Below are 10718 nucleotides of genomic sequence, written 5' to 3'. Positions count from 1 at the left end.
GATCGCGCGCGCGTCCGTGGCGCGCAACGCGATTGCACGACGGAACCAGTCGATCGCGCCGCCGCCCGTCTCGCCGATCTGGTCGCGCGCCAGCAGGGCCTCCCCCTGCTCGCTGAAGCGCTGGCCTTCCTCCACGCGATCCACCTGCTGCAGAAAGCGCTCGACCTCGGGTCGGTCCAGAGCGACCACGCGCAACACCGAGGCGGCGCGCCGCACGCGCGAGAGTGCATCCGGATCGACGTCTATCTGCGCCAGCGACTCGCGCGCCTGCAACAACAGGCCCTGCACCGAATGCTCGACGCCGAGCTCCGCGCGCGCACGGGCCGGCGGATAGCTTCGCAGCGCCAGAAAGAGCGGAAGCGAGGCGTCGTCGTCGTCGGCGAAGCGCCCCTCGATCAACGCGCGGTCGGCACGTGTGGCAATCGATTGCGCGTTGCGACGATCGACCTCGATGCGCGGCGCGCGCCATGCGGGCAGGCGGTCTTCGCTGCTGGCGACCGTCACGCTGGGCGCGACGCGCGGCTTCTGCGTCGCCGCGTCGTGGCCCTTGCCGCAGCCGCCGGCGAGCATCGCGATGATCAGCGCGATGCCTGCCACCCGCGTCGTCCGGGCCTTCGTGCGCAAGTCGCCTCCTGCCTGCGGCCGCTGCCGCCGGGTCCACGGAAAGTAGGCTATTGTCGCCCGCTCCCGCAAACCCGGCACACGTCTTGGCCCACTGGATCGACAGCCCCGACGCGCTCCGCGCGCGCCTCGCTTCGCCGCCCGCGCGCGTGGGGCTGGATACGGAATTCATCCGCGAGCGCACGTACTGGCCGAAGCTTGCGCTGGTGCAGATCGCGCTGCCGCAGGCCGACGGCGGGATCGAAATCCTGCTGGTCGATACGCTGGCGCCGGGCATTGCGGAGGCGCTCGCGCCGCTGCTCGCCGACGCGTCGGTGCTGAAGATCATGCACAGCCCGAGCGAAGACCTCGTAGCGTTCAGGCAGACGTGCAAGCAGGTGCCGAGCCCGTTGTTCGACACCCAGGCCGCCGCCGCGCTCGCCGGCGTCGGCGCCGGCATGGGCTACCAGAAGCTCGTCGCCGAGATCACCGGAACCGCGCTCGAAAAGGGCGAAACGCGCTCGGACTGGCTGCGGCGTCCCCTGTCCGCGTCGCAGCTGCAGTACGCGGCCGACGACGTGCAGCACCTGTTCGAGCTTCATGACGCGCTGACCGCGAAGCTCGACGCGCTCGGTCGCCGTGGCTGGTTCCAATCGGACATGGCGCGCACCATGGCGACCGCGATCGAAGACCCGGCTGATCGCTGGCCGCACCTGTCGATGCGCACCGCGAATTTCCTCGACCGCGACGGCCAGACACGCCTGCTGCGGCTGCTGCGCTGGCGCGACGCCCACGCCCGCGTCGCCGACCTGCCGCGTAGCTGGGTGCTGGACAACGAGCTGGCCGCGACGCTGGCGCGGATGTCACCGTCGACGCCGGAGTCCATCGCCGAAGCGGTGCGCGCCCACCCGAAGGGTCCGCGAAAGCTCGTTGATGCGATCTGGACCGCACTTGGCACGCCCCTGCCCGACGAGGCGGAGGCCCCGGACGCCGCGGTCGCCGAGCGCCGCGACAAGTCGAAGGTGAAGGCGCTGCAGGACGCGGTGTCGCGGCGTGCAGCGGAGCTGGGGGTCGCGGACGCGGTGCTGGCATCGCGGCGCATGCTCGAGCCGCTGGTGGACACTGGCGAATGGCCCGAATCGCTCGAGGGCTGGCGTCGCGAACAGCTGGAACCCGTACTTGCGCCCCTGCTGGGCCGCGCGCCCGTCGGGTAGGGCACGCGCAACGGGCGCCGACGGTGGCTGACGGTCGCCGCATCGCGTGACGCGGTCGGCGCGCGCGACAGCGCGCAGCGGGGCACGGGAAGGATCAGGTGGACGAGACGTCGACGCAGCCGCAGCAGCGCGACATCCGTGCACGGGTAAACAAGGATCGAGCGATCCCGCTATGCCCGCGGCATTGGCATTGGCATTGGCATCGGCGCGTCGCCACCGAATGGCCGTCAAAAAAAAACGGCGCCCGAAGGCGCCGTCGAAATCGTGGTGGAGCGGAGGGGGATCGAACCCCTGACCTTCGCGATGCGAACGCGACGCTCTCCCAGCTGAGCTACCGCCCCACGATGGACGCGCAGTGTACCGGCGCGGCAACGCTCCTGCCAAGCCGGACGCGCCCCCGCTGCGGGCTGCCGGCAGTGTGATTTCCGGCACAGTCGGCAACCGTGCGAAAATCCCGCGCTTGGGGCCCCGTAGCTCAGCTGGATAGAGCGTCCCCCTCCTAAGGGGAAGGTCGCACGTTCGAATCGTGTCGGGGCCGCCAACCGAACCCACGCCGCCACGCCCGCCGACGCCCGCTCCGATGCCCCACCGCATTCGAATGCAGCCGCCGACCCGCCGATCCATGGAGCTATAGATGTCGCATCCCGTCCTTACCGCCCTCGGCCTGACCGAGCTCGAATCCGGCACCTACGTGGGCAGCGGCGAGTGGTCCAGCACCCGCGACGCCGGCGTCATCGAGTCGATCAGCCCCACCGACGGCGCGCTGCTCGCCCGCGTGCAGGCGTCGTCGCAGGACGATTACGACACCATTGTCGAGCGTGCCCAGGCGGCCTTCAAGGTCTGGCGCACGGTGCCGGCGCCGCGTCGTGGCGAGGCCATCCGCCTGTGCTCGGACGCCCTGCGCCGCAACAAGGACGCGCTCGGCACGCTGGTCGCGCTGGAGATGGGCAAGTCGAAGGCCGAGGGCGACGGCGAAGTGCAGGAGATGATCGACATCGGCGACTTCTCGGTCGGCCTGTCGCGCCAGCTCTACGGCCTGACCATGCACTCCGAGCGGCCCGGCCACCGCATGTACGAACAGTGGCATCCCATCGGCATCGTCGGGATCATCTCGGCGTTCAACTTCCCGGTGGCGGTGTGGGCCTGGAACGCATTCGTCGCGGCCATCTGCGGCGACATCTCGATCTGGAAGCCGTCGCCGAAGACGCCGCTGTCGGCGATCGCGTCGATGAAGATCTGCAACGAAGCGCTGAAGACGGGCGGTTTCCCCGACATCTTCTTCCTGTTCAACGATGCGGGCAGTGACCTCGCCCAGTCGTTCGTCGACGACCGTCGCATCCCGCTGATCAGCTTCACCGGTTCCACGAAGGTGGGCCGGATGGTTGGCGAGCGCGTCGCCCGCCGCATGGGGCGTTCGCTGCTGGAACTGGGCGGCAACAACGCGATCATCGTCGACCCGTCCGCCGAGCTGAAGCTCGCGATCCCGGCGATCGTCTTCGGCGCCGTCGGTACCGCGGGCCAGCGCTGCACCACCACGCGCCGCCTGTTCGTGCACGAGACCATCTACGACGACGTTCTGGCGAAGCTGGTGACCGCGTACAAGCAGGTCGAGGGCAAGATCGGCGATCCGACCGACCCGGCAAACCTGATGGGCCCGCTCAACAGCCGCGACGCGGTGCAGGCCTACCTCGACGCGATCGCACGCGCGAAGGCGCAGGGCGGCACGGTCGTGTCGGGCGGTTCCGCGCTCGACCGTCCCGGCAACTTCGTGCTGCCGGCGCTCGTCACCGGGCTTACCAACGACGCCGAAGTGGTGCAGACCGAAACGTTCGCGCCGATCCTCTACGTCATGAAGTACTCGACGCTCGATGAAGCCATCGAACTGCAGAACGCGGTGCCGCAGGGGCTGTCGTCGTCGATCTTCACCACCAACCTCAAGGCGGCCGAGCAGTTCCTGTCCGCGTGGGGCTCCGATTGCGGCATCGCGAACGTCAACATCGGCACTTCGGGTGCGGAAATCGGCGGCGCGTTCGGCGGCGAGAAGGAGACCGGCGGCGGTCGCGAGTCGGGATCGGACGCATGGCGCGCCTACATGCGCCGCCAGACCAACACCATCAACTATTCCGACTCCATGCCGCTCGCGCAGGGCATCAAGTTCGATCTTTGATGCGATGAACGCGCTTCCGCCTCCATCGCCCCTGGCGCCAGCGCCGCAGACAAGCGCACTCGCGATAGCGAGCCTGGCGTTCGGCATCGCCTGCTGGCTGGCGTTGCCGGTGCTCGGCAGTCTCGGCGCGATCATCTGCGGGCACATGGCGCGCCGGGAGATCCGCGAGAGCGGCGGGCGCCTCGGCGGCGATGGCATGGCGACGGCGGGGCTCGCGCTCGGCTACGTGCACCTGGTCGTTGCGATCCTGGTCGTCGTGTTCGTAATGCTGCTGTTCGGCGGCTTCGCGGCCGCGCTGCTCGCAATCGGCCTGCACGCGCACTGATGTACGGCCTTCTGCGTCCGCTGCTGTTCCGGCTCGACGCGGAGGCCGCGCACGGTATCGCGCTGCGTGGCCTCGATGCGCTGGAGCGCGTGGGCGCGCTCGGGCTGGTGGCGCGTCTCCCCGCGCAGTCGCCTTACCCGACGTCGGTATTCGGGCTCGACTTTCCGAACCCGGTCGGCCTCGCGGCGGGGCTCGACAAGAACGGCGCGCACATCGAGGCGCTGTTCGCGCTGGGCTTCGGCTTCGTCGAAGTCGGCACGGTCACGCCGCGCCCGCAGTCGGGCAACCCGAAGCCACGCATGTTCCGGCTCGCGTCGCACCGCGCGATCATCAACCGACTGGGCTTCAACAACCTCGGCGTGGATGCGCTCGTTCGCAACGTGGAACGCCTCGGCGCGCGCGGGGGCATCCTCGGGATCAACATCGGCAAGAACAAGGACACGCCCAACGAGTCGGCGCAGGACGATTACCTGCACTGCCTCGAGCGCGTGTATCCGCTCGCCGACTACATCACGATCAACATCTCCTCGCCGAACACCGCGGGGCTTCGCGAGTTGCAGGAAGAGCAGTCGCTGCGCCGGCTCGTCGGCACGCTGCGCGAGGCGCAGGAAAAGCTTGGTGCCCAGCACGGCAAGCGTGTTCCCATGCTGGTCAAGGTTGCGCCGGACCTTTCGGATGACGACATCGAAGCCGCCGCACGCGTACTGGCCGACCTGCAGGTGGACGGCGTGATCGCGACCAACACCACGGTGTCGCGCGAAGGCGTCGAGGATTCGCCGCATGCGGACGAACCGGGCGGCCTGTCGGGCGCGCCACTGATGCCGCAGGCCACGTACGTGCTGCGTCGCATGCGCACGCGGATGCCCGAATCGATTCCGCTGATCGGCGTCGGCGGCATCCTCTCGGGCGCGGATGCGGTGGCAAAGATGGCCGCAGGGGCGAGCCTGGTGCAGTGCTACACCGGCTTCATCTACCGCGGCCCGGTCCTCGTGCGCGAATGCGTCGCCGCCATTCGTCGTCGCAAGGAAGCGCCGAGCCGTGGCCACGTGCCGCCCGCATGACGGAGCCGGGCATCCGCATCACGCGTGACGCCGACCTGCGCGCGCTCAACACGTTCGGCGTCGCCGCGCGCGCACCGTGGCTGGTCGACGTCGCGCACGCGTCCATGCTGCCGGCGGCGTTTGCGTCGGCGCCGATGGCGGAAGGCGCGCCGCTCGTGCTCGGCGGGGGCAGCAACATCCTGTTCGTCGACGCGCCGCCCGGGCCTGTCCTGCGCCTTTCCGGCACCGCGATCCGCGTGCTGGCCGACGACGATGAAGACGTCCGCCTGTATGCCGACGCGGGCGTCGAATGGCACGCGCTGGTGATGCGCGCGCTTGACGATGGGTTCACTGGTCTCGAGAACCTCGCGCTCATCCCGGGCACGGTGGGCGCCGCGCCGATCCAGAACATCGGCGCCTACGGCGTGGAAGTCGGCGAATGCATCGATGCCGTCCAGGTCTTCGAACCGGCCACCGGCCTTGCGCTCCGCCTTCCGCGCGAAGCCTGCGCGTTCGCGTACCGCGACAGCCTGTTCAAGCGCGAGCCTTCGCGGTACGTCGTCACTGGCGTCGAGTTTCGCTTGCAGAGAAACGGCGCGCCCAACCTTTCCTACGCCGGCCTTGGGGACGAATTGGCCGCGCGCGGCATTGCCTCTCCTACGGCGCGCGATGTCAGCAATGCGGTGATCGCCATTCGCCGGCGCAAACTGCCCGATCCGTCGGTGATCGGAAACGCGGGCAGCTTCTTCAAGAACCCGATCGTTCCCGCCGCGCGGGCCGAAGAGTTGGCCGCGGCACACGCGCGCCTGCCGGTGTTCCCGGCCGGCCAGGGCCTGGCAAAACTTTCCGCAGCGTGGCTGATCGACAACTGCGGCCTGCGCGGCTATCGCAGCGGCGACGCCGGCGTGTCCGCGGGGCACGCCCTGGTACTGGTGAACCACGGCGGGGCCACCGGACGCGAACTTCTGGACGTCGCGAGGCACGTGGCGTCGGTAGTGCGCGAACGCCACGGTGTGGGCCTCGAGCCCGAGCCGCGCATGGTCGGCGCATCGTGGTTACCCGACTGAGCCTGACTGCCTTGCGCGCCTTGCCGCATCGTAGATCCGCGCAGCGCGTCACGCGGGCGTTTGCGCGCATCGCGACAATACGCATCCCACGCCCGCCCGGGCGCCTGCACGCGGCGCTCTCGCCCGCCTGACCATGCCCCCAGCGCCGTCACCTTCGCCCCGAAGCGCAGCCCGCGCTGCCCTGTTGATGCTCGCCAGCACGCTGTTCTTCGGGTTGATGGCGATCACCATCCGCTTCGCGTCGCGCACGCTTCCGACGTTCGAAATCGCCTTCTTCCGCAATGCGGTCGGCCTGCTCGTGCTGATGCCGCTGCTGCTGCGGAGCCGAGCGTCCATGCGCACGACGCAGTTGCCGAAATACCTGCTGCGCAGCGCCATCGGCATCGGCTCGATGTTGTGCAGCTTCTGGGCGATCGGCCACCTGCCGCTGTCGCAGGCGGTTTCGCTGTCGTATTCGACTCCGCTGTTCGTGACGATCGCCGCCGTGTTGTGGTTGGGCGAAATCGTGCGTCGCCGGCGCTGGACGGCGGTACTGCTCGGCTTCGTCGGCGTGCTGGTGATCGTGCGACCGGGCACGAGCGACTTCACCCACGGCTCGCTTATCGCGCTGGCGGCCGCCGTGCTCAGCGCGATCGTGGCGATCCAGATCAAGCAGCTTTCGCGCGTCGACGCGCCCGACACGATCGTCTTCTACACGTATCTGTTCTGGGTCCCGCTGTCGTTCGTACCGGCTCTGTTCGTCTGGCAATGGCCGCAGCCGATGGCGTGGTTGTGGCTGGTACTGACCGGCATCTGCGGCACCGGCGGGCAGTTGTTGTGGACGCGCGCGCTGAAGATCGGCGACGTGTCGGCGCTGACGCCGATCAGCTTCATGCAGCTGCCCGTGGTGAGCGTCGCAGGCATGCTGCTGTTCAACGAAAAGATCGACCGGTACACCGTGACCGGCGCGCTGATCATCTTCGCGGCGAATGCCTACATCGCGCAGCGCGAGGCGCAGCTCGCACGGCGATCGCAGACCAGCGCACCGGTCGGGGCATCACGCCCGACGGAGTGATTCACACCTGCGTGGTGCCGGTCATCAGCCCGCGATGGAACGCGATGAAGCGCACGCCGAGTACCCACGCGACCGCCGCCGCCCAGCCGGCCAACACGTCCGACGGATAGTGCACGCCGAGGTACGCACGCGAGAGGCCGACGCCGACGGTGAACAACGCGCCCACGATCACCACGGGCCAGCGCCACCGCGTCCTCCAGGCGAGGCAGGCGAGCACGCACGCGAGCGTCGCGGAGCCCATCGCATGGCCACTCGGAAAGCTGTAGGTGGTCTCGGGCGCCAGTGACAACCAGAGCGCAGGCCGCGCACGCGCGAACACGTGCTTGACCAGCACGTTGATCAGCGCCGAGCCGGCGATCGAGACCGCCGCGAACGTCGCGCTACGCGGGTGTCGACGCAGTGCAAGCGCGACCACCAGCACGACGTCCGCCGGCACCACGCCGCCGGAAAAACCGACGGCCGACAGCGCAAGGAAGAGCCGGTTCAAGCCGGGCCCCGAGATCGAGTGAAGCCACTCCAGCACCGGCACGTCGAAGAAGAAGGGATGCCCCGCCGCCACGTCTTCGGCCAGCTCGCCGAAACCCCACAGCGGTAGCGCCACACAGGCCAGGACCAGCGCGAGGCGCAGGCCGTGCTTGCGCAGCACCGCCTTCCCCACCTTTGCCTGGGCCGACAGCGCCTCCGCCGGATCGACGGCCGGCTCAGCCGGGGGTGTGTGCTCCATAGCGACGCTCCACGTACTGATCGATCAGTTCGACGAAATCGTCTGCGATGCGATCCCCACGGAGCGTGACGGTCTTTTCGCCATCCTCGAACACGGGCGCCGACGGCGCTTCGCCGATTCCAGGCAGCGAAATGCCGATGTTCGCGTGTCGCGATTCGCCCGGCCCGTTGACTACGCAGCCCATCACCGCGAGCGTCAGGTTCTCCGCACCGGGGTGCGTGATCTTCCACTCGGGCATCTTCTCGCGCACGTGCGACTGCACGCGCTGGGCGAGTTCCTGGAAGAACGTGCTGGTGGTACGTCCGCAGCCGGGGCACGCGGTGACCATCGGCGTGAACGCACGCAGACCCATCGTCTGCAGCAACTCCTGCGCAACGATGACCTCGTTCGTGCGCGACTGCCCCGGCTCCGGTGTCAGCGAAATGCGGATGGTGTCGCCGATGCCTTCCTGCAGCAGCACGCCCAGCGCCGCGCAGGACGCGACGATGCCCTTGCTTCCGATGCCGGCTTCGGTGAGCCCGAGGTGCAGCGCGTAGTCGCCGCGCGTCGCCAGCTCGCGGTAGACCGCGATCAGCTCCTGCACGCCACTGACCTTCGCGCTCAGCACGATGCGTTCGCGCGGCAGGCCGATGTCCTCGGCGCGCGCAGCGGAATCGAGCGCACTGCGGATCAAGGCCTCGCGCAGCACGCGTCCCGCATCCCACGGTTGCGTGCGCCGGGCGTTCTCGTCCATGAGCGTGGTCGCCAGCGCCTGGTCGAGCGAGCCCCAGTTGGCCCCGATGCGCACCGGCTTGCCGTAGCGGATCGCGAATTCGATCAGCTGTGCGAACTGGGTGTCGCGCTTCTTGCCGAAGCCGACGTTGCCCGGGTTGATGCGGTACTTGGCCAACGCCTCGGCGCAGGCCGGCTCGCCAGCCAGAAGCTGGTGCCCGTTGTAATGGAAGTCGCCGATCAGCGGCACGCCCACGCCCATCATGTCGAGGCGTTCGCGGATGCGCGGCACCGCGGCCGCCGCCTCCGCGGTATTGACGGTGATGCGCACCATCTCGGAGCCCGCGCGCCACAGGTCGGCGACCTGCTGCGTGGTCGACACGACGTCGGTGGTGTCGGTATTGGTCATCGACTGCACGACGACCGGCGCCCCTCCGCCTACGTGCACGCCGCCGATGACCACGCCACGCGTGGTGCGCCGGGCAGACGGGCCGAATTGCCCTTCGTCGGGCGTCGGAGCGGGAATCGGGGTGACGGCATTCATGCGCGGATTGTAGGCCAGCGCACCCCTGCCCTTCTGAACCCCGACCGCGTCCGTGGCACCGCCATCGCACCGGCTGCGCTACCTTGTTCCGCCCTTCCGCGCCGCACGCCATGCCCGCCGAACCCGTCCGCGACGTCTTCACGCCCAGCCAGCTCAACACGCTGGCGCGCGACATGCTCGAGAGTGCGTTCGGGGCGGTGTGGATCGAGGGCGAGCTGGGGAACGTGTCGAAGCCGGCGTCCGGGCATCTGTACTTCACGATCAAGGATGCCCGCGCGCAGATCCGCTGCGCGATGTTCAAGCCCAAGAGCTCGTGGCTGCCGTTCCAGCCGCGCGAGGGGCTGCATGTGCTCGGTCGCGGCCGCCTGACCCTGTACGAGGCACGCGGCGAGTACCAGCTCGTGCTCGATCACATGGAGGAAGCGGGCGAAGGCGCATTGCGGCGCGCGTTCGACCAGCTCAAGGCGCGCCTTGCAGCCGAAGGCCTGTTCGACGCCGAGCGGAAGCGGCCGCTGCCTGCGTTTCCCGCGCGCATCGGTGTCGTAACGTCGCCGTCCGGCGCCGCCATTCGCGACGTGCTCAGCGTGCTGGCGCGCCGCTTCCCGCTCGTGGAGGTCGATGTGCTGCCCGTGCAGGTCCAGGGTGCGGGCTCGGCCGCGCAGATCGTGGACATGCTGCAGCGCGCGGGCGCCAGCGGCCGCTACGACGTGCTGATGCTCACGCGCGGCGGCGGGTCGCTGGAAGACCTGTGGTCGTTCAACGAAGAAGCCGTCGCGCGTGCGGTCGCCGCAAGTCCGGTGCCCGTGATCTGCGCCGTCGGGCACGAGACCGACTTCTGCCTTGCCGAATTCGCCTCCGACCGCCGGGCACCCACGCCGTCGGTGGCCGCCGAATTGCTGGTGCCCAATCGCGACGACCTGGCCCGTCGACTCGAGACCCTCCAGCGCCGTCTGCTCGCTCGCCAGATGCAGACGTTGCGCGACGCGATGCAGCGCACCGACCGCGCCTCGCTGAAGCTGCATTCACTGCGCCCGCAGGCCTACGTGCAGATGCTGTGTCGTCGTCAGGCCGAAGCCTTCCGTCGCCTTGATGCGGCGTGGAAGCGCCGCCTCGAGCGTGATCGCGCGCGGATCCGGCATGCCGACGCGGTCCTGCGCGCGCGACACCCCGAACGCAGGCTTGCGCGATTGCGCGAGCGCGTGGCGGCCATCGCCAATCGCCCGCAGTCGGCGATCGTTCGCCGGCTGTCGCACGAGGCCATGCGCCTAGATC

Annotated in this window: 9 protein-coding genes, 2 tRNA genes and 1 pseudogene; 8 read left to right on the top strand and 4 right to left on the bottom strand. The window is 69.2% G+C overall.

Annotated elements, in window-relative coordinates; all coding sequences use genetic code 11:
- A pseudogene (locus FW784_RS09115) lies at positions 1-693 on the bottom strand (hypothetical protein); the annotation flags it as partial.
- Between the two features lie 14 nt (positions 694-707).
- Between FW784_RS09115 and rnd the strand changes: the two are divergent.
- The gene (rnd, locus tag FW784_RS09110; RefSeq protein WP_235893632.1) at positions 708-1814 is read left to right on the top strand and encodes a ribonuclease D; all 1107 of its coding nucleotides are present in this window, start codon (positions 708-710) and stop codon (positions 1812-1814) included.
- Between the two features lie 265 nt (positions 1815-2079).
- Here rnd and FW784_RS09105 read toward each other — a convergent pair.
- Positions 2080-2155, bottom strand: a tRNA-Ala gene (locus FW784_RS09105).
- A gap of 123 nt (positions 2156-2278) precedes the next feature.
- Between FW784_RS09105 and FW784_RS09100 the strand changes: the two genes are divergently transcribed.
- The 6 genes from FW784_RS09100 to FW784_RS09075 all read left to right on the top strand — a co-directional run bounded on the left by FW784_RS09100 (position 2279) and on the right by FW784_RS09075 (position 7467).
- Positions 2279-2355: transfer RNA gene (locus FW784_RS09100), tRNA-Arg, on the top strand.
- Between the two features lie 93 nt (positions 2356-2448).
- Positions 2449-3981 carry an L-piperidine-6-carboxylate dehydrogenase gene (gene amaB, locus FW784_RS09095; RefSeq protein ID WP_149353032.1) on the top strand — a complete coding sequence of 511 codons (1533 nt, stop codon included), beginning with the start codon at positions 2449-2451 and terminating at the stop codon, positions 3979-3981.
- Positions 3982-3985: 4 nt separating this feature from the next.
- Positions 3986-4306 carry a DUF4190 domain-containing protein gene (locus FW784_RS09090; protein ID WP_187770752.1) on the top strand — a complete coding sequence of 107 codons (321 nt, stop codon included), beginning with the start codon at positions 3986-3988 and terminating at the stop codon, positions 4304-4306.
- Positions 4306-5367: a quinone-dependent dihydroorotate dehydrogenase gene (locus FW784_RS09085; protein ID WP_149353031.1), complete on the top strand. Its 1062-nt coding sequence runs from the start codon at positions 4306-4308 to the stop codon at positions 5365-5367. The genes FW784_RS09090 and FW784_RS09085 overlap by 1 nt, the downstream gene beginning before the upstream one ends.
- Positions 5364-6413 carry a UDP-N-acetylmuramate dehydrogenase gene (gene murB / locus FW784_RS09080; protein WP_149353030.1) on the top strand — a complete coding sequence of 350 codons (1050 nt, stop codon included), beginning with the start codon at positions 5364-5366 and terminating at the stop codon, positions 6411-6413. The genes FW784_RS09085 and murB overlap by 4 nt, the downstream gene beginning before the upstream one ends.
- 133 nt (positions 6414-6546) lie before the next feature.
- A complete protein-coding gene (locus FW784_RS09075) occupies positions 6547-7467 on the top strand; it encodes a DMT family transporter (protein ID WP_235893631.1) in 921 nt (306 codons plus the stop codon).
- Between the two features lies 1 nt (position 7468).
- Here FW784_RS09075 and FW784_RS09070 read toward each other — a convergent pair whose 3' ends face one another.
- Together FW784_RS09070 and ispG are read right to left on the bottom strand one after the other, a co-directional pair.
- Positions 7469-8191: a phosphatase PAP2 family protein gene (locus FW784_RS09070; RefSeq protein ID WP_149353028.1), complete on the bottom strand. Its 723-nt coding sequence runs from the start codon at positions 8189-8191 to the stop codon at positions 7469-7471.
- On the bottom strand, positions 8169-9446 hold the full coding sequence (gene ispG, locus FW784_RS09065; protein WP_149353027.1) for a flavodoxin-dependent (E)-4-hydroxy-3-methylbut-2-enyl-diphosphate synthase: 1278 nt from the start codon (positions 9444-9446) through the stop codon (positions 8169-8171). Before ispG ends, FW784_RS09070 begins: the two co-directional genes overlap by 23 nt.
- A 110-nt stretch (positions 9447-9556) precedes the next feature.
- Here ispG and xseA point away from each other — a divergent pair.
- On the top strand, positions 9557-10718 hold a 1162-nt coding region (xseA, locus tag FW784_RS09060; protein WP_149353026.1), incomplete at its 3' end, for an exodeoxyribonuclease VII large subunit.

It is taken from the genome of Cognatilysobacter lacus (assembly GCF_008274655.1).
GTDB classification, from domain to species: Bacteria; Pseudomonadota; Gammaproteobacteria; order Xanthomonadales; family Xanthomonadaceae; genus Cognatilysobacter; species Cognatilysobacter lacus.
This window is presented reverse-complemented; position numbering and strand designations above follow the sequence as displayed.